Origin of the sequence: Bacillus sp. 204(2023) (assembly GCF_037027505.1) — a bacterium.
Classification (GTDB): Bacteria; Bacillota; Bacilli; order Bacillales; family Bacillaceae; genus Bacillus; species Bacillus subtilis.
The window spans coordinates 293,697-316,559 of sequence record NZ_JAXCHE010000001.1 but is presented as its reverse complement, the minus strand read 5'-3'; the positions used below and the strand labels follow the sequence as shown (position 1 = coordinate 316,559).

Sequence of the window (22,863 nt, the reverse complement as noted above, 5' to 3'; positions counted from 1 at the left end):
AATAAATCATGAATCCTATCATAGAATATCTGACCGGCATGAATGTTCTAACAGACCAAATCATTGCTATGGACTTATTAATTTCAGCAAAAAACGGAGTCAGAAATTATGCGATGGCAGCCACTGAAGCCGGAACGCCTGAAGTAAAAGAAGTCCTTATCCGCCATTTGGAAGAAGCACTCGATATGCACGAACAACTCTCGAGCTATATGATGGAAAAAGGCTGGTACCATCCTTGGAACACAGACGAACAAGTCAAGCTGAATTTAAAAAATATTGATACAGCCATTCAATTGCCAACCCTTTAACATACAATGAGTGATTTGCTGAGGAACAGTATTGATTGTGCACAACTGTTCCTCAGCTTCAAAATGAGCACTGTTTGTTCGGGTCCTATGACCGTAAATAGATTAACCGCTTTTCTCCATCTGTTCTCCGATAATGTTTGCAAATTCTCCAATCCAAATAAGGAATCGTAACCACCTCTTTTTATGCGATCTCTTGATGGAGAAAACAGGCCAGAATCAAAATCCTTGGTTTTAACCTGCCCTCTTCACACGCAAAGAATGCTACCTTCTTTGCTCCACTGATCCGTGAAGACTTTCCGTTTTAGGCCTGCTTTTGAGCTTTGCCTCATTTTCGCGCAATTTCCCATCATAATCTTTAATTTTTGTGTCTAATCTCTTAATTGTTTCATCAATTTCTTTCCGCTTCTCTATCAGCCGCTGTCGTTCGTCAGCCAGGATATTTTTTCGAGCTTCTACCGTACGGTCACCTTCGGTAAATAATGTTGTATATTCAATTAGCGCTTCTATCGATAGTCCCGCATTTCGCATGCATTTAATGAATTCAATCCATTTGATATCTTCTTCATCATAGTCGCGAATGCCGCTGTCTTTTCGTTTTACAGGCGGGATTAATCCTACACGTTCGTAATATCTGAGTGTTGCGGCTGTCAGGCCAAACTGCTTTGCCACCTGAGCAATATTCATGATCTTCACCTCTCTATCCTGCATGTTGTGAAGGTAACACTTAAAGTTAACTTTAAGTCAAGCTCAAAACAAGTGGTTAGCTGCTGAATCTGGGTTTATATATTCGGGACTTGTCTTAAAGCACACTTTAAGCTCTATACTTCTCCATGCAATAAAAACAGTTTAGATGGAGGGATTGCTGAATGGCAAATAAACAAACTGCCGGAAGAGAACAATTAGGAGAATTTGCGCCAAAGTTTGCTGAACTTCATGATGATGTTCTATTCGGTGACATTTGGGCAAGAGAGGAAGAACTTTCACCCCGGGATCGCAGCATGATTACAGTTTCTGCGTTAATTGCTGACTGTAGCTCACCTTATAAATCAGGTTCATTTTAAATGCTATTTTAAAAAAACCCTTGCCTTAAAGCAGACTTTAAGGTTTATCGTTATGTTGAAGACACCATAAAACATAAATAAGTGCATGTTTTTTTACAACACTTATGATGAAGAAAGGAAAGGTTCATATGTGTACTCAACATCAAACCCGTGTATTAAGCGTGTCACATGCAAAAGCCAAATTTGAACAAACGACGATTGAGCGAAGAGAATTACGGCCGCACGATGTCTTAATCGATATTAAATTCAGCGGTATTTGCCATTCAGACATTCATAGTGCTTTTGATGAATGGGGCGGTGGCATCTTCCCAATGGTGCCAGGACATGAAATAGCCGGTGTCGTAACAGCCGTTGGAGCAGAAGTCACCAAGTTTGCTGTCGGAGACCGCGTTGGTGTCGGCTGTTTTGTTGACTCTTGCGGAGAATGCGAATACTGTCTCAACGGAGAGGAACAATTCTGCACGAAGGGTGTTGTTCAAACGTATAACTCAGTAGACTACGACGGAAACCCCACTTATGGCGGGTACAGCCAAAAAATCGTTGTCACTGACAGATTTGTTGTTCGCATACCAGACCGTTTGGAAATGGATGTTGCCAGTCCGCTGTTGTGTGCAGGTATCACAACGTATTCCCCGCTGAAACACTGGAATGTTGGCCCTGGTAAAAAGGTTGCGATTGTAGGCGTGGGTGGCCTTGGACATTTGGCGATTCAATTTGCACATGCGATGGGTGCAGAGGTAACCGTCCTGAGCCGTTCCATGAATAAGAAAGAAGAAGCTCTGGAACTCGGTGCAAATCATTACTTTGCAACAAGTGACCCAGCTACATTCACTGCATTGGCCGGGCGTTTTGACGTGATCTTAAATACGGTATCGGCGAATCTTGATGTGGATGCCTATTTATCAATGCTTCGTATAGACGGGACACTTGTAAACGTTGGAGCTCCTGCCAAGCCGGACACATACAGTGTGTTTTCCCTAATCATGGGGCGCCGCAGCATTGCAGGTTCTCTAGTCGGCGGAATTCAAGAAACTCAAGAGATGCTGGATTTCGCAGCTGAGCATGACATCGAACCTAAAATCGAAGTCATCCGAGCTGACCAAGTGGACGAAGCATACGAACGTATCCTCCGAAGCGATGTCCGTTATCGATTTGTGATTGATATTTCCACATTGTAATAGGTAAGTCCTTATATGGGCTGACCCGCTTTTATTGAAACTCACGAAAAACGATCTCGTTAAGCAAATATTTTGAAGGCCGGTCAATCTTCCTGTTATTCTATGAATAGAGAGTTATTAGGAGGGTTTTTTATGAGCAAAAAAATTGCAGTTCTTGTTACAGACCAATTCGAAGACATCGAATATACAAGTCCGGTAAAAGCATACGAAGAAGCTGGCTACAGTGTTGTAGCTATCGATTTGGAAGCCGGCAAAGAAGTGACCGGTAAGCATGGCGAGAAAGTAAAGATTGACAAAGCCATCTCTGATGTGGATGCAAGTGACTTTGATGCACTTTTAATTCCTGGGGGATTCTCTCCGGATTTGCTTCGTGCAGATGACCGTCCGGGTGAATTCGCAAAAGCATTTGTCGAAAACAAAAAACCTGTTTTCGCAATTTGCCACGGCCCGCAAGTACTGATTGATACGGATCTTCTAAAAGGCAAAGATATCACAGGCTACCGCAGCATCCGCAAAGATTTAATCAATGCCGGTGCAAACTACAAAGATGCAGAAGTAGTCGTCAGCCACAACATTGTCACAAGCAGAACACCTGATGATTTGGAAGCATTTAACCGCGAATCTTTAAATTTGTTAAAATAACGAGAAGGCACAGACTGTTCGGGTCTGTGCCTTTTTTAAAATTAAGACTCCTTCTTTACATTCTGAAAGACAGCAGTCGCGTCCCACACATTCAAGCCAAATTGGCCTTCTGAAAATGCGGAATCATTTGCATCAATCACAAGACGATCATCTAAATAGATTTTAAAGCGATCGCCCTCGGCCTCTGTTTTCAGATGATACTTTTTATTAACGTCTATCGGTGTTTTGTATTCAGCAATGACAGAAGCAACACCGTTCTCAAATTTAAAGAATTTCACCAGGTCATGCTTCGCGTCCACATTGGCAAGATAACCGTTTTTGGCATCTTTGTCAGAGCGAAACATTAGTGCTCCTGCCCCTCTTCCGTTTCCATCCTTAATGGTGATATCAGATTCATAAGTGAAGTCTGACCCGGATGCTGAAGACAAGATAAAGGAATCTCCGTCCGACCTCCCTTGTTTCCCCTCAATTGTGTCGGCCCACGTGCCATTTACAGTCGTCCAGCCAGTCATATTGGACATAAAAGGTGACGTTCCCCATACCTTTTTTAAAGGGTGTATGGTTAAAGATTTTACCTTTACACCGCCCTTTGCAGCATATAATTCAAGCCCTTTGCTTGATCGGTCTGGGAGAATAATATCCGTTATGACCTGCTTTCCGTCATTCCCAAATACTTCAACCGAGGAGCGGTCAACAAAAATGCGCATCTTAACCTTCCCATTTACCGGCTTCAATGGGGCTGTTTCTTTTCCGGTGTTAAAGGCCGGATTAAAGGTGTCGTTGCCCGACTCGCTCCGGTCAACGAACAATTTGGCGTTCCTTCGGTCATAGCCGACCTTCGTAAATTGATTTTCACCTGTTCGGACCTTAAAACCAAATTCAGCAGCTGAACCAGGGCTTACTTTAAATTCTGCATTTATTTCATAGGCATCTCCAGATTGCCCTGCTAACACATTATGACTTGCAGGCGATATGGTCAGATTCTTCCACTTCTTAGAGGTCCCGCGAATCGTTTCCAGCTCTTTCACTGGTGTTTGGACCACTCTAACCCCTTCGGTAAACGCTTTCAATTTTAACTCTCTTGGAATGGACGTTGCACTTCTCCATGGGGATGTCGGAACATCATTCGCATATTGCCAATTGCTCATCCACCCTAACCATAGTCTCCGACTATCTGTGGCTGGAATATCGGACCAGGATACAGCGGCATAAAAGTCTCTGCCGTAATCCGTCCAGAGAACTTTGTTTGACGGGTTTTCATTTTTAAAATGAGTTCCATCAAAGTCCCCTACAAAATATTGCATGCCTGATCCTCCCGAGACCGCTCCGTTTCCGACACTGACCTGCATGACCCATTTCTTTTGATTCGGATTGCCGTCTACCGGAAGCTCAAATAAATCCGGGCATTCCCATACTCCCCCGTGGCTTCCTTGACCCTGTCCAAATTCACTTGCATACGTCCACTGCTTCAGATTTTTTGATGTATAAATGAGGATTCGGTCACCGGCCGCAAGCACCATTACCCACTTTTTTTCTTTCTCATACCAAAAGACTTTTGGATCGCGAAAATCTTTTTTACCCGGGTTTGGAATGACAGGGTTGCCAGCGTATTTCGTCCATGTTCTTCCTTTGTCGTTGCTATAGGCAATACTTTGCACTTGATGGCCTTCCCGATCCTGTGTATAAATGGCCACAAGCGGCCTCTCTTTGCCTGTTTGAAAACCGCTAGTGTTATTTTTATCTACAACTGCGCTTCCAGAAAAGATCGTGCCTTTTTCATCCGGATACAGCGCAACAGGAAGGTGTTCCCATGTAACCAAATCTTTGCTGACGGCATGCCCCCAATGCATGGGCCCCCACTGAAGCCCGTATGGATGGTATTGATAGAACAAGTGATATTCCCCGGCATAATATACCATTCCGTTTGGGTCATTCATCCAGTTTGCCTCTGGTGTGAAGTGGTATTGAGGACGGTAATCCTCATCATAGTAGCTTGAATCGGCTGCATCTGCCGAAAATGCCATAGTCAACAGCAGGGTGAACATGATCATGACTTGAATAAGTCTCTTTTTCATTTGTTCCTTCGCTCCTCTCTTCATGTTTGAACACTTTCAAGAGAGACTGCTAAGCAAGCTGGTCCGTTTCTGGCAATTCTCCTCTGTTTCGCTGTTATCCGAATGATTTATATATGAAAAGACTGCTGCAGTTTCTCTCTTTTTCCTTCACACAGCTTATGCTAAGAATCCAGCCCAATACCCGAGAATCCCGATGACAAAGATGCCGCAAATAATGAGAAGAGGATTCACCCCTTTGCGAAGCATCCATGCCACCAATAACGTTAATCCGAGAGGCAGCGCACCCGGCATAATGCTGTCTAACACGTTTTGTACAGTTTGAACATCTACTTTTCCGCTTTCATCCTTAATCCTGGATACAACGATTGGAATGTTGATGGTGGTCCATTTGGACACGAGAGCCCCCATAACAAATAATCCGAGAATCGAAGCGCCCTCTGTAAGCTTTTGAATGCGATTCCCCGCTAAATCCTGAAGAATCTCCATTCCTTTCACATAGCCATACTTTAATCCGTAATATTTTGTGCTTAATCTTATGGCATTCAGCAAGAAAAAGAATAGCAAAGGACCGGCAATGTTTCCTCCTAAAGCAAGGGAGGCTCCTAGCGCAGCTAAGACAGGACGAATCGTTCCCCAGAAAATCGGGTCGCCTACGCCCGCTATTGGTCCCATCAAACCAATTTTCATTCCGCTTATCGCTTTTTCGTCAATTCCTTTATTGTTCGCCATTTCTTCTTCCATGGCTGCCGTCACGCCAAATATAGGCGCTGTCAGCCACGGATGTGTATTAAACCATTCCAAATGCCGCTGCAAGGCTTCGTTTCTTTTCGCTCCGGGACCGTACAATTTTTTGATCGCCGGTATCATGACATAACAATATCCCATTGCCTGCACACGTTCGAAGTTAAAGGAACCGAGTAAAAAATTTGAACGAATAAACATGCTGAAAATTTCTTTTTTCGTTAATCGTTTTTCTTTCTCCATTTTTTCTTCCCCCCTCATCGTTTAGGCATCAAGATCATCATCGTCATCATAAACAGCAACACTGCCACTGTCTGATGCGGCCGCGACTGCTCCATGAGCGCTTTGTTTTTGCATCACCTGCTGGTATAAAAGCGCCAGACAGAGACCAAGGGCTCCAAATCCCACTAAGTTAAAATCGGTAAACGCCGCTAATAAGAAACCAATATAGAAAAATGGCTTTAAATAAGGAATATTCATCATATTGATCACCATGGCATACCCGACAACCACAATAATGCCTCCGCCTATTTGCAGTCCTTTTGTAATGACATCAGGAATATTTCCCAAGAACGCCTGAACAGCGCTGACACTAATTAAAGCAACAATCAATGTAGGAATCATGACGCGCAAAGCTTGAAACACCATCGCGGTAATATGCATAATTTCAATTCCTTTTATATTTCCCGCTTTTGCATATTGATCAGCGCGGTGGATGAAAAAGACAGTGATCGTCCGAACAAAAATCGTCAGCGCCTGACCCGCAGCTGCTAAAGCAACAGCGACAGCAATCCCTTCGCCAATTCCCTGATCAGCGGTAATAACTAAAATGGTTGAGATGACAGAGGCGATCGCTGTATCAGGTGCCATGGCAAGCCCGACGTTCATCCAGCCGAGCGCCATCAGCTCCAGTGTGCCTCCAAGAATAATTCCCGTTTTTAAGTCCCCGAGCACCAAGCCAACCAACGTACAGGCCACAAGCGGACGGTGTGTCTGCCCTTCATCCAATACACTTGCGATTCCGGTGATTGCTGCAATGATTAACAACAAAATAATTTGTAATGAAGACATATTCTCATCCCCTTGATTATTTTGTTACGTTCCGTAAAATCTGTACAAAATCCTCACTGGCATCTGAAGGCAGCTGCCTCAATTCCAGTTTCACGCCCTTGTCACTTAATGTTTCAAATGCCTTTATATCTTGTTCTGTGACACTGACTGATTTTGTGATTTGCCTGCGATGATTTTCAAAACGCATTCCCCCCACGTTTACGGTTTTGATCGGTACACCTGCTTCTATAAGAGATACAATATCGGACGGATTTTCAAACAAGAGCATTGCCGTTACCCCTTCGTAGCGCGGACTATGAAATGCTTTTGCCATTTTAGAAACCGAGACGGCACTCGCCTTTACATTTGAAGGCGCAACAGAAAGGATCAGCGTTTTTCTCATTTCGTCCTGAGCAATATCGTCGGAGACAACGATGATTCGGTCGGCTGCATGGACTTTTATCCACCTTGTCAGGATTTGGCCGTGAATAAAGCGGTCATCAATTCTTGCTAACACAATGTTCATCATAATTCATCCTCTCTTGTATCTTGATTGGCTGTTTTTACTTTTTCTAAATGTTCACTGCACACTTGAAAGCTTTGCTGACTCATTGCTTTTAAGTTGTTCAGCAAATCTTTGAGAGCCAGATGTTCTCTCAGGCTTAATACCTCCAGCAGAATCGGCAGGTTTACGCCGGCTGCCATATCCATTCTTTGATCCTCAGCAATAAAGGAAGCTGCCGCGTTATATGGCGTCCCTCCAAAAATATCGACTAAAAAAAGCACTTCATGTTCTTCCGGGATATCCTTGAGCGCCTGATGATATTTTTCTTGCAACGTTTGTATTCCTTCCCCTTTAAAAAACGGCACTGCAATCAGGTTATTTTCTTCACCGAATATCATCCCTGAAGATTCTTTTAATGCTATGGGGAAATCTCCATGACCGCTGATAATAACTGAAATCATATCTATTGCTCCTTTCCTGTTTTGTACATCCATATATAATGCAAGGATCGTGCCAACACAGTTGTGTTAAGCGTTTTCATTGTTATTTCAGCCAATAGCAATTTGTTGTTGAAACACTTAAAACGAAAAAAATAAACCTGTATTAAAATGGTGTTCCATTTAATACAGGTTCATATAAAAAAACTATTTTTAAAACAGCTGGCCATGCACTTCTTCAGCAAATATGGCGGCTATAAATAATTTTTCATCATCACTTATGCGAAGTCCGAGCTTTTCTTCATAAGGGGCTAATGTTCGCCCTGTCACGTACACCATTTCCTTCAGCTGATCATTGATCTCTTCTTCCTCCGAGAAAGCGATCGGATTCTGCTTAATTACCCTTTCAAAGGCGAAAGCCGTGTGCATAATGACTTTGATCAAAACCGCATTATTGAAAATGACTCCCAGCTCATCTTGAACGGTTTGCAGCCACTCCAATAACATTTCGATCACATGATGAGGATTCAAGAAGACAAGGTATTTTTTCAGACTATCCTCGCAAAGCTCCCTGACAATAATATTTGCTTCGTTCAATCCATTGCTCAAGGGGATGCTTCCTTTTGTAATCGCCTGTTGAATCAGCTTCTCTCCCTCCCCTTCAATTAACACTTCTAAAGATACATGCGGAGCATTGATTTTAGGGTCTTTCGTTCCGACTGTCGCAAGGATTTCATACTCTTTTTCGATTTCTTTTATGCTGTTGGCCAGCTTAATCGATGATACGGTCAATATGTGAATCGGGGTATCGGAGGCCTTGTTTACGATCGTGGTTAGAATGTCTTCCAGCTTTTTGGCCGTTCCGCTGCCCGTCGTGCAGATGGATACCAATGCCTTCTTTTTGCCGGGTGCCGCTGGCTGACGCTCCCACAACTCGATAAAATCCTTCGTGACCGATTGATAGATCGCATGCAAATTTAAATTCAAATAGTTTACCTTTCTGACAGCATCCAGCACCATTGAAGTCGTAACATTGCTGATCGTTTTGATGGAAATGCCTGTCTTTTCCTCCAGCCTGCTTTCCATCATTGCAAGCGACCCCATATCTACCAGCATTAAAACACCTTCACCTTCATCAACCTGTTTCATTTTTTCCGCTACGCATTCAATAATGTCCGAAGGTGAAACAGAAAGCGGCATGTCAACTGCTGCAATCGGCGTGCTCCCTAGCAGTTCTGTCGCGACTTCAACCATTGAACTCGCCGTGCTGTTTCCATGAGCAGCCACGATGATACCGACTCTTTTGTTCTCCTTTAACGATTTGATGGAATGGATTAACATCGTTAAGTAGATGACTTCTATTTCAGGAATAGCCACTTTAAAATATTCCTGAATTTTATCTTTAAAAATCATCGCCACCCGATATTCTTTCACATGAGTATCACGAATTTCATCCGTCTCCTGTGTATTCAAAACATCAATTTGCTTTCCTCGCTTTAAAAATGCGTCAATATGCATACTCAAGAAATAAATAAACTTACGGTCAAATGTGCAATCCAGCTCATGTTCAGCTATTTCTTTTAACTGTTTTGTCATTTGAATCACATCATCTTCAACGAATGTCAGCAGGTTGTCTTTTTGAAAAGCTTGATGGTGAAAAAAACTTCTGACATGCAAATGGACATCAGTCAAGATGTATTGGTTAATATCCTTTTTGGATAAACCTTCTTTCATAAGCGTTTTCACTTTTTCCTCAATCAAATGATATAAGTTAAATGAGAGGTCTTCGTCAATTTTTGTTGTTTCATCTTCTACAATCGGAGAGATAATCGTTGTAATATTGACATATTCAGAAATGGCTTTGCTTCTTTGCATGTTTTTGCTGCTGGACATCCATTCTTGCTTGATTTCATCAGGCAGATCGCGAACAGTCAGTTCAATAACCTCATTTCTGTCAAGGTTATGCAAAAATCCGTGTGCGCAAACTAACTGGACATTTGATTTCAGCTGTCCGACATTCCCAAATTTCGCAGAATGAATAAGCGCATTATAGACATCGATATGCACACTCAGATTCTTCTTAATTCGCTCTGCTTCTTTCCCTAATAAAAACGTCGTCAAATCTACTCTTTCTTTAAGCGATCGTTCTTCAAGCGAAGGAATATGAATGGTCATTGGGATTCTTCGCAAAAATGTTTTCAATAGTGCAGAACTCGGATTTTCTGTAGTCGCACAAATAAACAATACATTCGATGTTCGTTTATGTTCAGATTCTCCAAGCCTGTTATAAGAACCGCTGTCAATAAAATAAAACAGCATTTCTTGTCCCTCGGGAGGGAGACGGTGGATTTCATCCATAAAAAGAATGCCCCCATTGGCTTGTTCGACTAAACCTGCCTTATCCTCGGCAGCACCTGTAAATGAACCTTTTTTGTGTCCGAATAATTGAGAAAGCAATAATTGAGGGTTGTTGTAGTAGTCTGCACAGTTAAATGTAATAAATGGTGCGCCGGCCTTCAATATGTCAGAGTAAATGGCAAACTGGTAAATTCGGTTCGCAAAAAGGGATTTACCGGAACCAGTCGGCCCTAGGAGGAGCATATGCAGACCGTTCGGCGGATAAAAGACAGCTGCTTTTGCCTGGGAGATCGCTTTCTTCAAACTCCCTTTTGCCCCTATCATAAGCTCTAAGGGATTCGTGGAAATGTGTTGATGATTTTGCTTTGAATTTCCGGAAAACGCCTGAAGGTCTTTCACTTCCATCATCTCTGTATCCCATTTCTTGTTGAATAATTTTTCTGCTATCTCGACTGGGATGTATCTTACAGGAAACGTTTTAATTTTGATGACCTTTTTGGACCGGACGAGATTGTTCAATTCAAAGCTGACATTGGACCGCTCCATTTTCAGCTGCTCGGCAATTTCCTTTGCTGAATTCCCTTGTATTTTTAAAAGATGATCTAAGGTTGAATCATGAAAATTATGCATGAGCTGATGGTATATTTTATCTTTTCTTCTCACGTCTATCATCCTTTGTCCTTATTAGATAAGCCATTAACAAGAATATTTCGAAACTTTATAGTCCGCGTTGAGATTATCTGCTGATACACGTTTAAAAAGGTCTCTATAGCAGATTGACAAAGCTGGCTTTTATGCGTATATGTTTACATTTTGAATCATTTGCATCTCATATTAGTATGATAGATTCGCAGTTCTTGAGGGCCAGTCCCCTTCAAAAGTAATAATCAGTAAACAGTTTATCATTCTTGGGGAATGTAATGATGTCAAAATCATCAATGCCAAAAAATGAATCTTATAGATCAGGACAAATTACCTAAATATAACCCCTTAAGTTCGTTCACAACTAAAAAGACGGACACTCTATGTGACCGCCGCAGTATTACAATTTGCAAAACTTCGTCATTTTTGCAATCCACCTTGAAGGTTAAGGAATCTGTAAGCTTAAAAACTTTATCTTCGATTCTCTCGATTTGATCCCCCCTGCAGGCCTCAATCATAGTGGGTATGCAATTATACAAATCGTTACCGATCTAGTCTGTCAGATTGTCCAAATGACTTTCCTGTTTTACTCTGCTATTCAGGTAGAATCACGAGTGAAAAATAGAGCCAGAAGACATGTAACAGCACTTAAAATAGTTTTAAAATTTAAAAATAAAAGTATCTATTCTTTTAAATGTTATAATATCCGATAAAACTTTACTCATCTTTTTATTACTGGAGGAAAATAAAATTGATAGGCAATTCTAGCAAAGACAATTTTGGCCAGCAACAGAAATTGTCTAGAGGCCTTAAAAACAGGCATATACAATTAATGGCGATTGGGGGTGCAATCGGTACAGGTTTATTTTTAGGTTCAGGTAAATCCATCCATTTTGCAGGACCATCCATTTTATTTGCTTACTTGATCACCGGCGTATTTTGCTTTTTCATTATGCGTTCGCTCGGAGAACTGCTCTTATCAAATGCGGGATACCACTCTTTTGTTGATTTTGTAAGGGACTATTTAGGAAACATGGCAGCGTTTATCACTGGGTGGACCTACTGGTTCTGTTGGATTTCCCTCGCGATGGCTGATTTAACGGCGGTTGGCATTTATACGCAATATTGGCTTCCCGATGTGCCTCAATGGCTGCCGGGTCTTCTTGCGCTTATTATCCTGCTGATCATGAACCTTGCCACCGTTAAACTTTTCGGAGAATTAGAATTTTGGTTTGCATTGATCAAAGTCATTGCCATACTGGCTCTGATCGTAACTGGTATTTTCCTGATTGCGAAAGGTTTTTCCGCAGCTTCCGGCCCTGCCAGCCTCACCAACCTTTGGAGCCACGGCGGCATGTTCCCAAATGGATGGCATGGGTTTATCCTATCGTTCCAAATGGTCGTCTTCGCTTTCGTGGGTATTGAACTTGTTGGGCTGACAGCAGGTGAAACAGAAAATCCCCAAAAAGTGATCCCTAAAGCCATCAATCAAATCCCTGTCCGGATTTTACTTTTTTATGTTGGCGCACTTTTCGTGATTATGTGTATCTATCCTTGGAATGTGTTGAATCCAAACGAAAGCCCATTTGTTCAGGTCTTCTCTGCAGTAGGCATCGTTGTGGCTGCCAGTTTGATCAATTTTGTTGTATTAACATCAGCCGCGTCAGCTGCAAATAGCGCTTTATTCAGCACAAGCCGAATGGTCTATTCACTTGCAAAGGATCATCACGCACCTGGACTATTAAAGAAATTAACTTCTTCTAACGTGCCAAGCAATGCGCTGTTCTTTTCATCCGTCGCCATTCTGATTGGCGTTAGTCTGAATTATTTAATGCCCGAGCAAGTCTTCACACTGATTACAAGTGTTTCTACAATATGCTTCATTTTTATTTGGGGCATCACGGTGATTTGCCATTTGAAATATCGAAAAACAAGGCAGCATGAAGCGAAAGCAAACAAATTTAAAATGCCTTTTTACCCATTATCCAACTATTTAACACTTGCATTTCTCGCGTTCATTCTTGTCATATTGGCACTGGCGAATGATACACGTATTGCTTTGTTTGTAACCCCGGTCTGGTTTGTTTTATTGATTATTTTGTATAAGGTGCAAACCCGCAGAGGACATAAGATGAAATAAAAAAAAGACAAGGGATACTCACTCCCTTGTCTTTTTTATAGGGCCAAACACTAAATTAAACTTTGGTTTCAAATTTCATTCACTTCATTTAAGTGTTAACTCAAACCAGTTTTGATGCCGAAACCTACTAATATTATTCCGGTAATTTTTTGAAACACTTTCTGGAACTTCGAGTTTTTCATCCATTTTTTCGCGTAATCAATAATATAAACAAGAAACAGAAACCACAACACCGCTAATAAGGTTAGGATTGAAGCTAAAATGATGAGCTGCTGGTTTATATTTCCGTTCAAATTGATAAATTGGGGCATGATTGTAACATACACCAAAACAGTTTTAGGATTGAGAATGTTACTGAGTGAACCCTGCATAAAGGAAGTTTTATAATACCGTTTCGGAGAACTTGCCATATTTTTTGCTTGGGATTGCATGTCATCTAACGAAAACATACTTTTAGCAAAAAAACTTTTTACACCTAAATAAATTAAGTATGCCGCTCCCAAATATTTGATCGTTGTGAAAAGAATCACTGACTTTGCGATCACCACTGATAACCCTAAAATGGCAATCACCGTCCAAAAGGAAAGTCCTGTTGCCAATCCGAGAATGTTATAACGGCCGGCTTTCGGACCATACCTAAGCGTATTTTTCATCACAAGCATCGTATCTGCCCCCGGCATGATAACCATCATGGCAGCGATTGGTATGTATGCGAGTAAGCTGTGCACTGTTCTCTCCCCCTTTAAAAAATCCCCTCAATAATTTAGTGACTACAAAAGTAACTACTTATAAAAGTGTATCAATCAGTTTGGAATAAATCAATATGGTTTGTTAAAATAGCGATTACAAAGGCAGCGATTGCTCTTTATATTGGAGGATATATGAAAGAAAATATGTTAGACATTTTAAAAAACCTCAATTTTACAGAATATGAATCGAAAGCGTATTTGGCATTATTGCAAGAATCACCTTTAACAGGCTATGCCGTTGCCAAAAAATCCGGAGTGCCCCGTTCTAAAATTTATGAAGTCCTGGAAAGCCTTGTGATCAGGGGAGATGTTTTTGTCAGTCATGGAAATACGCCTCAGTATGTTCCTGTCCCCGCAAAAGAACTGATTAAAAACCGCCGGCTCAAAGCGGAAGAGCATTTTGATCAGGCTGAGAAATATTTTGAAAAGTTCGAGCAGACTGCTAATGACCGGGAAAACATCTGGAATATCACCGGCCGCAGTGAAATTCTTGAAAAGGTGAAGGCTTGTATTTTATCTGCCAAAAAAAGAATCCTCTTAGAAATATGGAAAGAGGATTTTGAGGAGATAGAAGCAGAGCTCAAACATGCGGCAGAACAAGGCGTTATTGTCACCATTATTGCGTACGGAGACATCGTATCTGATTTTGCCAATGTTTATCTTCATGATATGAGCAGTGAAATTACAGAAGAGTATGACGGCCGGTGGCTTGTCTATAGCGGAGATGATTCAGAAGTCGTAGCAGGCATTGTCTCACTTGGCAACGACAGCCGTGCTGCATGGACGATGCATGTAGGTTTAGTCATGCCTATTACTGAAGTGATCATTCATGATCTGTACCTCATGGAAATTCTGAAAAAGCATAGAGAGCTTTTAGAAGAGAGCTTCGGGAAAAATCTCATCCAGTTGCGCCGTAAATTTTCTATTCACTCAGATTTCAAAAAACATTATTTGGAATAATATTCGCATCGCTTAACCAAAACAAGGCTTGTACAAAACAAGCCTTGTTTTTTTATGCATAACTCTCTTTTTAAAAAATGTGATTCTGCGCAAACTATTTTTCAGCCTGCCGCGTCTATCCTAGGTAACAGCCTACGATATACGTATATTCAAAAAGGAGCCCTTTATTGCAATGAAGAAAAAACAAACAACAAAAGCGTTGCTTGTCACATGCATAACTGACCATAAGCAAGATTTCTACAGGTTGGCTTTCAGTTATGTGAAAAATCAAGATGACGCATTAGATATTGTTCAGGAATCGATAAAAAAAGCGCTGAGCTCAGTTGAAACGGTCAGGAACCCTGAGACGATAAAAAGCTGGTTTTATAAAATTTTAGTGCGGACAGCCATTGATTTTTTGCGCAAACAAAAAAAGATAAGAGTGATGGACGACGAAACGATAGAATTTTTAAGCAAAGGAAAGGAAGACCATTACAAGGATACTGATCTCCATGAAGCGCTTGACGAATTGCCGTACCGCTATAAAACCATTATTATTTTACGTTTTTTTGAAGACCTCAAATTAGAAGAAATTGCGGAAATTACAGGAGAAAACACGAATACCGTCAAAACGCGCCTATACAGAGCATTGAAACTGATGCGCATTCAGTTGACGAAGGAGGATCTTTCTTAATGGATAAGAGATTACAGCAATTAAGAGAAGAATATAAAAATGTTCAGATTCCTAAAGAATTGGATATCATTGTTGAAAAAGCCCTTCAGCAAGAACCAAAAAAGAAAAGAATCGTCATGTGGCCGACATCAGCAGCAATCGCTGCAGCTATTTTATTCACTGCGCTTGTTAATATCAACCCTGACGCTGCTCAGGCTATGTCAAAGATCCCTGTCATCGGCAAAATCGTCAAAGCGATCACCTTTATTGAAATCAAAGAGGAAAAAGACCAATCAAGCATTGATGTCAAAACACCTGCTTTGTCCGGGCTTTCTAATAAAGAGCTTGAAAACAGCATTAACGAGAAATACTTGAAAGAAAGCCAGCAGCTGTATAAAGAGTTTATACAGTCCACATCCAAAAACAAAAAAGGGCATCTCAGCATCTACAGTGATTACGAGACGGTCACAGACACGCCAGATTTACTCTCTATCCGGCGCAATATTGAAAAAACACAAGCATCTTCCTACACACAAAGCCGTTATATTACAATTGACAAGAAGAATGATATTTTACTTACATTAAAAAGCTTATTCAAAGATGAGCGGTATATTAAAGTCATCAGTCAAAATATTAGAGAGCAAATGAAACAACAAATGAAGGAAGATCCAAATAAAATATATTGGCTCACTGACGAAGATGCAGAACCGTTCAAAACGATTCTTCCTGATCAGACGTTTTACATTACTGAAGACCATAAACTTGTGATCTCATTTGACGAATATGAAGTCGCCCCCGGCTATATGGGCGTTACCGAGTTTACAATTCCAACCAGCGTCATTTCAAACTTGCTCGTGGGAGAACGTTACATTCGATAAAATAAAAACATCCATCCAAGATTATGGATGTTTTCTCTCTTCTCTATTCGAGGTCGTAACCCCGCTATCAAAAACAACGAGAATATTTGCATACTATTGGAGGAATACCCATGTATCACAAGACACAGCATCATCGATACATTCCTGGACTTGATGGCCTTCGGGCTTTCGCCGTCCTGTCAGTTATCGCTTATCATCTAAATTTCAATTGGGCTAACGGAGGTTTTATCGGAGTTGATATCTTTTTTGTTTTATCCGGATATTTGATTACATCTATTCTATTACCGGCATATGGAAATGATATCAATCTTGATTTTCGAGATTTTTGGGTGCGCCGCATTCGGCGGCTTCTGCCGGCGGCTTACCTTATGATCTTTTCCACTGTTGTGTGGGTCGTATTGTTTGATCGAGAACTATTACACACTGTACGTGGAGATGCGATCTCTTCTCTCTTTTATATGAGCAATTGGTGGTTTATTTTTCACAAGCTATCATATTTTGATAGTTTCGGTTCCCCATCACCTCTAAAAAACCTTTGGTCGCTGGCGATTGAAGAACAATTTTATATCATATGGCCGATATTTTTAGTTGTTGGAATGTACATAATGAAAAGCCGCGCCAGATTGGCTGCGGTGATATCATTGCTTGCACTTTGTTCAGCCGTGATGATGAGCGTACTGTATGAACCTGGCGGAGATCCGAGCCGCATTTACTATGGCACAGACACTCGTTCGTTTGAACTTCTCATCGGATGTGCCTTAGCTTTGGTATGGCCGATGAAAAGGCTGTCTTCCAACAAGCTGCCAAGCAAACTGAAGCACACTTTGCACGCCACTGAATTTTTGGCATTTTGTATTTTAGTGTTGTGTGTCTATTTCACAGATGAATACGAGCCTTTTCTTTACAGAGGCGGAATGCTATTCATTAGCGTGACTGCCGCAATCCTTATTGCATGTGTTTGCCATCCGAGCAGCTTTTTAGGCAATCTGCTTTCATGGAGGCCGCTTCGGTGGCTTGGAACGAGGTCTTACGGAATTTATCTTTGGCACTACCCTGTTATTGTGTTAAGCACGCCAGTTCAAGAAATCGGAAACCCTGTTTTTTGGCATATCTTGCTAAAGATCATTGTGACATGTATACTTGCCGAGCTTTCCTACCATTTTATTGAGAAGCCGATACGGACACAGGGATTTAGGTCATTTTTCCGCCGTGTTTTTGTACATAGAATCAAGGAATGGAAAACGACATCTGTCATCAGCAAACTGTCAATTGGTTTCGTCATTTTCGCTATACTTATTTTTGCAGGCGGGCTGTCTGGGTTAGCCGGAGAGCAAAAGCACCCTACCAAATGGACCTATAGCTCACAAGAAACAAATGCTGACACCAGCCAGGCTTCTGGGGATAAAAAGAACGCTGCAGCAGATAAAAAACACAATCCTGAACAAAAGACAACAGAATCGGATCAACGTCAAAAGGAAAACAAAGATAGTGGGCAAGAGACTCATAAAAAGAAAGACACGCAATCCCAACAGCAGAAAAAACCAGCAGACACTGCGAAAGAAGTTTTAGCTATAGGAGATTCTGTCATGCTTGATATTTCTTCACACCTGCGTCAGTCACTTTCAAATGTGACGATTGATGGAAAGGTAGGAAGACAAATGTCTCAAGCTTTGGAACTCGCAAGGGAATACAAGTCTTTTAATCAGCCGAACAAGGCTGTCATCATTGAGCTTGGAACCAATGGCTACTTTACAAACAGCCAAATCGAACAACTGCTTCAATCTTTCTCAAAAGCCCATATCTATCTTGTCAATACACGGGTTCCCCGCCAATGGGAAAGCAAGGTTAATGAGTCTTTACAGCACCAGGCAAGCGCACATCAAAATGTTACGTTAGTTGACTGGCATACAGAAGCCCTTCAGCATCCGGAATATTTTACCCCTGATGGTGTTCACTTGGTTCCTAAAGGGGCAAAAGCTTTGACCGCTCTTATTGTTCAGGCGATGAAATCATAAAAAAGAGATCCTATGCGGATCACTTTTTCACTTTAGTTTCTGATCGTTGATTATGTCTCCTTTCAGCAAGGCTGCCCTTATGTTTACATTCCGTTTACGTAAGGGTAAGCCAAAATAGAATGGAGGGATGATGGTGACAGTAAATGAAGAACATGACTTCCAAAAAGAGCTGAAACGATATGAACTTTTTTTCAAAAAACGATATAAGATTCTTTATACAGTTAACGATTTTATCATTGGTGCTTTGTTTCTCGTCGGGAGCTTTTTCTTTTTTTATGACCGATTAATGTCGGCAGGGATATGGCTGTTTGCGATCGGAAGTTTGCTGCTGTTAATCAGGCCGACCATTCGGCTGATTCATGACTTTCATTACCGTAAGCATGTGGAACAGCAATTCAAGCATCAATCTTCAACAGATGACTGATCTTAAGGAATAAGCAAGAACAAAATGCCAAAAGCCTGAGTTGAAAATCAAAAACAAGACTTTTAGACTATTTATTTTTAAAAATAAGGTAAAAAGAACTAAACTTTTGCCTCTGCATGACGATATGAATAATAAGGCCGGCGCGATACTCCCTATAACATCCTTTTCAGTAGATTTCATTATCGTGCCGGTTTTCTCATATGCAAAGCAATCCCGCCAATCAAATTGGCGGGATTTTATATTTTACATTCCTGTCCAAACGTCTTTCACATAACGTCTTTGATCTTGCAGCTTTTGCAGCCATTCAGCTGATTCTTCCTGACTTGCTCCTTTTTCAGCTTCATACGCCAATCGCAAAGTTTTCTCTACATCAGGAGCCATTTGTGATCCATCACCGCATACGTAAATATGAGCCCCTTTTTCAATGAGTGTCATCAATTTCAGCGTATCTTGCTTGAGCAAGTGCTGGACATATTCTTTTGGTTCGTTTTCGACGCGCGAGTAGCATCGGCGGATTGTGACCAAACCGTCCTGTTCCGCTTGATCCAGCTCTTCTCTGTAAAGGTCGTCATGGTCCGGGCGGCGGCAGCCGAAGTATAAAAGTGCTTCACCAAGGGTGCTTCCTTCCTTCTTCAAAACCGATCTAGCCTGAATAAAGCCCCTGAATGGCGCAATTCCTGTGCCCGGCCCGACCATAATCATAGGCGTTTCAGGCTCATCCGGCATCTGGAATCCGGACTGCGGCGTACGAATGAAGCAAGCTGCTGCATCACCTGTATTCAACTCTGCTAAATAATTAGAGGCGACACCCCGGTATTCACCTCTCCCGCTCCATGCTGAGGCTTTCACAACTCCTACCGTCATGCTCACGATATTTGCATGAACTTTCGGTGAGCTTGAAATGGAATAGTATCTCGGTTTTAGTGATGGCAAAAGTGCTAAAAACCGTTCAAACGGCATTTCGCAAGCAGGATAATCCTCTAAAAAATCAAGCATGGTAAGACGTTTTGCAAGTACCTGCTCTTTGTAAATGCCATCATCTGAAACGAGCTGTTCCAGCTCTTTTTGATGCGGCGGACAAACTGTATAAGAGGCCAGCTCCCGAAGCTGAAGCCTTGATGCCGGTTCCTGCAGCTCTACATAGGACGACAATAAATCCACTACTTTGATCGGCCGATCCATCGGCAGATGAGCCATATGAGCGCTTCCGCTTACTTTTATCACATGATTGGACTGCAAACCGAATCGGCTGAGAACCCGCTGAACAAGCTCCCTGCTGTTCTTCGGCAGGATTCCGATATGATCGCCTTCTTTATAGGTTTTACCAGCCGGAATTTCCAATTCAATATGGCGGGTTGAACGCGTGCTGTCAGCTGTCTGGAGTTCTCGATTCTCTAACACAACCCCTTCAAACGCGCCATATGCTTTAGCAACCGGCGTTTCCGTCGCTTCACTGAGAAAAGCAATCGATAATGAAGGCCTGTTTTCTTTCTGGGCTATTTCGTTAATATCAAATGCGTCCATCGTTTCCTTCCAGAAGCGGTTTTCCCAAGACTCGCGATGGCTTTCAAAATCATCGGCGGCGTCACCTTCCCCAATCTCTGTTAAACGCGATGCCCCCTTTGCTTTCATCATGTCATCAATCAGGCGGGGAATCCGCTGATACGTGCTGGCCCAGCTCTGGTTCCCGCAGCCGAATACCGCATAGGAAACACCTTTCAATTGGCCTTCCTCAAGCTCTTTCAGCCACTCTACAAAGCCGGCAGCATTATCAGGCGGTGACCCATTATAAGAAGCCGTTACAATGACGACTGCCCCTTCTTCAGGGAGCTTGCCGATATAATCATCAAGCGGAGCCGTTTCAGCTGTAAAGCCCATCTGGCGGCCTTGAGCAGCCAGTTCACCGGCTATTCCCTCAGCTGTCCCAAGGTTTGAACCGTAAAGAACGAGTAAAGGTGTGCCGTGTTTAGGTTTGGTTTCTTTTGGCTTTGTTTCTGTTTTGATGTCTGTCTGTTCTTTTCTCTGTACATTGTTTGCCGCTGTTTTCCGCGGTTTCACAGTAATTTTAAAATCATCCGGCTTGATCGTTAATGCTTCTTTGATTTTTAGTTCGTAGCCAGTATGGTTTATCAATTCAAAATGCTTTAATACAAGACCGAGAACCATTGTCGCTTCTTGAAGAGCAAACTGCATGCCAATACAAGCGCGCTGTCCGTTTCCAAACGGCTTATACGCATGGTGAGGGATACTTGAAGGATCCTCAAACCGTTCCGGACGGAAATCTTCCGCATCCGGCCCCCAAGCGTTTTGGTCCCGGTGCAGTTTTGGAATTAAAACAGTGACTGGCTGCCCTTTGCTGATCGGATATTCCCCGCCTAGAACAGTATCCTCCTTCGCATATAGAGAAAAAGCCGGAGCTGTTGGATACAGTCTGAGGGTTTCATTTAACACCATCCGAGTGTATTTGAGCTGCTGGATTTGTTTATATTCAGGCGTGTCATCCGTTAACACGCGATCCGCTTCCTCCTGAGCTTTTTTCAGTTTTTCTGGATGTGTAAGCAGACAATAAATCGCAAAGGAAAGCAAACCGCTTGTTGTCTCATGTCCAGCAATTAAAAATGTGATGATTTGATACCTTATGTTTTCATCATCCAGCGTTTCACCGGTTACTGGATCTTTGGCATAAAGCATGAGAGACAAGAGATCCTTGATGTTATCATCCGGATTCGCCTTTCGCTCCGCTATCATTCTATCAACCAGGGAGTTCATGACTTCTATATCCTTTTGGAACTGCAGCTTCGTTTTCACCATCATCTTATCTTGCAGACCCAGTCTTTTTGATTGATTCATCGCCTCTTTTAAGGCACGGAGCATACTGGTGATAAACGGATGCTGTGAATCACGGTAAAAGCTGTTGAATCGATAGTTAAACCCGCATAACCCAATCGTATCAAGCGTCAGGCGTGTCATATCGTCCGCTACATCAATTTCTTCATTAGGGTTTAACCGGCTCCATTTTTGAATCAGCTGGGTTGCGATATCCAGCATCATAGAATGGTAGCCTTTCATCGCTTTTTGACTAAAACTCGGCAGCAAAATGCGGTGGGCTTTTTGCCAGTTCGGTTCGTGCGTCCAGCTTGTAAATAAGCCATCTCCCCCGAATTCGCGCACCTTTTGCAAGCCTTTGCCAAGGTTCTTGTCAAAGCGGCTTTCATCACACACTTCAGCCACAAGATTGTGGCCCGATACAAAAACACTGGATACTCCCGGAAAATCAAATCGGAAAATCGGCCCCAATTCATCAGCTATCCGCCATAAGGATTGAGAAAGCTGTTCTTTTTCAAGATGCGGAAGATTTTTTAAAGGTCCGTATGTTTTGGGCTGAGGTATTGCGCTTGCCTGTTTCATTAACATCTCCCTTTCCTATTTTTGTGATGAATGAAGCTTAATGGCGTCCCAGCAGCATTGTTCCAATTCAGTAATTAAATCAGTGTCCATCTCTATATCACCTGTTTGAACGAGCTGATATATCTTGAGAAACGCCCCTAATACAATCGCAATTAACACATTAGAGGGCAGGCTGCGAATCACGCCTTCCGCTTTTCCCTTATTAAAATAGTCATCAAGCATTTGAGTCAGATTTTCTATCATTTTTTTGCTTGTATGATTTAAGTAATGAGCATCTTTTTTTGTTTCAAGAAAAAAAAGCGCATAGTCGCTCTCTTTCGTAAACTGAACGAGACAGCAAAATACGTGGTGAAAGCCTTCTCTGACAGGCAATTCTGAAACGTCTTCCTTCAGTTTTTCCGTAAATCGCTGGATGCTTTCTTGAAACAGTACGTTTACGAGTGTTTCTTTGCTGTCAAAATAACGATAGATCGTTCCTGTCCCTACGTGAGCACGTTCAGCTATCATAGGAATAGTGGTAGCGTCAAAACCCCTTTCCGTAAAAAGTGAGACCGACGCTTTCATAATCATGTCGTATTTACTGCTGGATGCGGATAACATGTAATCTGACAACCTCCGATTCGTTTGCGGAATGAATATT

22 protein-coding genes are annotated in these 22,863 nt (G+C 42.0%); 11 read left to right on the top strand and 11 right to left on the bottom strand.

Annotated elements, in window-relative coordinates; all coding sequences use genetic code 11:
* Window positions 1-8 precede the first annotated feature (8 nt).
* The gene (locus WA279_RS01595; protein ID WP_043856871.1) at window positions 9-308 is read left to right on the top strand and encodes a spore coat protein; all 300 of its coding nucleotides are present in this window, start codon (window positions 9-11) and stop codon (window positions 306-308) included.
* A 261-nt stretch (window positions 309-569) separates the two neighbouring features.
* Here WA279_RS01595 and adhR read toward each other — a convergent pair whose 3' ends face one another.
* Entirely contained in the window at window positions 570-992 is a 423-nt protein-coding gene (gene adhR / locus WA279_RS01590) for an aldehyde stress transcriptional regulator AdhR (RefSeq protein WP_004398725.1), read from the bottom strand.
* Between the two features lie 182 nt (window positions 993-1,174).
* Here adhR and WA279_RS01585 point away from each other — a divergent pair, with 182 nt between their 5' ends.
* The 3 genes from WA279_RS01585 to yraA all read left to right on the top strand — a co-directional run bounded on the left by WA279_RS01585 (window position 1,175) and on the right by yraA (window position 3,189).
* Window positions 1,175-1,369, top strand: coding sequence for a carboxymuconolactone decarboxylase family protein (locus WA279_RS01585; RefSeq protein ID WP_047182939.1), 195 nt, complete (start codon window positions 1,175-1,177; stop codon window positions 1,367-1,369).
* 128 nt (window positions 1,370-1,497) lie between these two features.
* Window positions 1,498-2,547: a formaldehyde dehydrogenase AdhA gene (adhA, locus tag WA279_RS01580; RefSeq protein WP_047182940.1), complete on the top strand. Its 1,050-nt coding sequence runs from the start codon at window positions 1,498-1,500 to the stop codon at window positions 2,545-2,547.
* Between the two features lie 132 nt (window positions 2,548-2,679).
* Window positions 2,680-3,189 carry a cysteine protease YraA gene (yraA, locus tag WA279_RS01575; RefSeq protein ID WP_003229836.1) on the top strand — a complete coding sequence of 170 codons (510 nt, stop codon included), beginning with the start codon at window positions 2,680-2,682 and terminating at the stop codon, window positions 3,187-3,189.
* 41 nt (window positions 3,190-3,230) lie between these two features.
* On the opposite strand, the gene sacC is transcribed toward yraA, so the two are convergent.
* The 7 genes from sacC to levR all read right to left on the bottom strand — a co-directional run bounded on the left by sacC (window position 3,231) and on the right by levR (window position 11,018).
* Window positions 3,231-5,234: a levanase gene (gene sacC / locus WA279_RS01570; protein WP_250540426.1), complete on the bottom strand. Its 2,004-nt coding sequence runs from the start codon at window positions 5,232-5,234 to the stop codon at window positions 3,231-3,233.
* Complete coding sequence (locus tag WA279_RS01565; protein WP_223497671.1) at window positions 5,173-5,304, bottom strand: hypothetical protein; 132 nt, start codon at window positions 5,302-5,304, stop codon at window positions 5,173-5,175. Before WA279_RS01565 ends, sacC begins: the two co-directional genes overlap by 62 nt.
* Window positions 5,305-5,420: 116 nt before the next feature.
* Window positions 5,421-6,248, bottom strand: coding sequence for a PTS fructose transporter subunit IID (gene levG / locus WA279_RS01560; protein ID WP_047182942.1), 828 nt, complete (start codon window positions 6,246-6,248; stop codon window positions 5,421-5,423).
* Window positions 6,249-6,269: 21 nt separating this feature from the next.
* Window positions 6,270-7,076 (bottom strand): PTS fructose transporter subunit IIC, encoded by an 807-nt coding sequence (gene levF, locus WA279_RS01555; protein WP_014477476.1) that lies wholly within the window; start codon window positions 7,074-7,076, stop codon window positions 6,270-6,272.
* 16 nt (window positions 7,077-7,092) lie between these two features.
* Entirely contained in the window at window positions 7,093-7,581 is a 489-nt protein-coding gene (levE, locus tag WA279_RS01550) for a PTS fructose transporter subunit IIB (RefSeq protein WP_004399158.1), read from the bottom strand.
* Window positions 7,581-8,021: a PTS fructose transporter subunit IIA gene (gene levD / locus WA279_RS01545; protein WP_003246144.1), complete on the bottom strand. Its 441-nt coding sequence runs from the start codon at window positions 8,019-8,021 to the stop codon at window positions 7,581-7,583. Before levD ends, levE begins: the two co-directional genes overlap by 1 nt.
* Before the next feature lie 189 nt (window positions 8,022-8,210).
* Window positions 8,211-11,018, bottom strand: coding sequence for a transcriptional regulator LevR (gene levR, locus WA279_RS01540; RefSeq protein WP_047182943.1), 2,808 nt, complete (start codon window positions 11,016-11,018; stop codon window positions 8,211-8,213).
* Window positions 11,019-11,569: 551 nt separating this feature from the next.
* Here levR and WA279_RS01535 point away from each other — a divergent pair.
* Window positions 11,570-11,710: a hypothetical protein gene (locus WA279_RS01535; RefSeq protein WP_121517033.1), complete on the top strand. Its 141-nt coding sequence runs from the start codon at window positions 11,570-11,572 to the stop codon at window positions 11,708-11,710.
* 38 nt (window positions 11,711-11,748) lie between these two features.
* Window positions 11,749-13,137, top strand: a complete 1,389-nt coding sequence (locus tag WA279_RS01530; protein ID WP_015483487.1) for an amino acid permease — start codon at window positions 11,749-11,751, stop codon at window positions 13,135-13,137.
* 95 nt (window positions 13,138-13,232) lie between these two features.
* Here WA279_RS01530 and WA279_RS01525 read toward each other — a convergent pair whose 3' ends face one another.
* Window positions 13,233-13,865 (bottom strand): LysE family transporter, encoded by a 633-nt coding sequence (locus WA279_RS01525; RefSeq protein WP_014477480.1) that lies wholly within the window; start codon window positions 13,863-13,865, stop codon window positions 13,233-13,235.
* 153 nt (window positions 13,866-14,018) lie between these two features.
* Here WA279_RS01525 and WA279_RS01520 point away from each other — a divergent pair, with 153 nt between their 5' ends.
* The 5 genes from WA279_RS01520 to WA279_RS01500 all read left to right on the top strand — a co-directional run bounded on the left by WA279_RS01520 (window position 14,019) and on the right by WA279_RS01500 (window position 18,815).
* Window positions 14,019-14,846, top strand: coding sequence for a TrmB family transcriptional regulator (locus tag WA279_RS01520; RefSeq protein WP_336154012.1), 828 nt, complete (start codon window positions 14,019-14,021; stop codon window positions 14,844-14,846).
* A 172-nt stretch (window positions 14,847-15,018) separates the two neighbouring features.
* Window positions 15,019-15,519 (top strand): RNA polymerase sigma factor SigV, encoded by a 501-nt coding sequence (gene sigV / locus WA279_RS01515; protein ID WP_004398891.1) that lies wholly within the window; start codon window positions 15,019-15,021, stop codon window positions 15,517-15,519.
* Window positions 15,519-16,376, top strand: coding sequence for an anti-sigma-V factor RsiV (gene rsiV, locus WA279_RS01510; protein ID WP_251187858.1), 858 nt, complete (start codon window positions 15,519-15,521; stop codon window positions 16,374-16,376). Before sigV ends, rsiV begins: the two co-directional genes overlap by 1 nt.
* Window positions 16,377-16,486: 110 nt before the next feature.
* On the top strand, window positions 16,487-18,391 hold the full coding sequence (gene oatA, locus WA279_RS01505; protein WP_336154011.1) for a peptidoglycan O-acetyltransferase OatA: 1,905 nt from the start codon (window positions 16,487-16,489) through the stop codon (window positions 18,389-18,391).
* A 133-nt stretch (window positions 18,392-18,524) separates the two neighbouring features.
* Entirely contained in the window at window positions 18,525-18,815 is a 291-nt protein-coding gene (locus WA279_RS01500; protein WP_087614863.1) for a YrhK family protein, read from the top strand.
* 243 nt (window positions 18,816-19,058) lie between these two features.
* Here WA279_RS01500 and cypB read toward each other — a convergent pair whose 3' ends face one another.
* Together cypB and fatR are read right to left on the bottom strand one after the other, a co-directional pair.
* Window positions 19,059-22,223 (bottom strand): bifunctional cytochrome P450/NADPH--P450 reductase CypB, encoded by a 3,165-nt coding sequence (gene cypB / locus WA279_RS01495; protein WP_336154010.1) that lies wholly within the window; start codon window positions 22,221-22,223, stop codon window positions 19,059-19,061.
* Window positions 22,224-22,238: 15 nt separating this feature from the next.
* Complete coding sequence (fatR, locus tag WA279_RS01490) at window positions 22,239-22,823, bottom strand: transcriptional regulator FatR (RefSeq protein ID WP_336154399.1); 585 nt, start codon at window positions 22,821-22,823, stop codon at window positions 22,239-22,241.
* Between the last annotated feature and the right edge of the window lie 40 nt (window positions 22,824-22,863).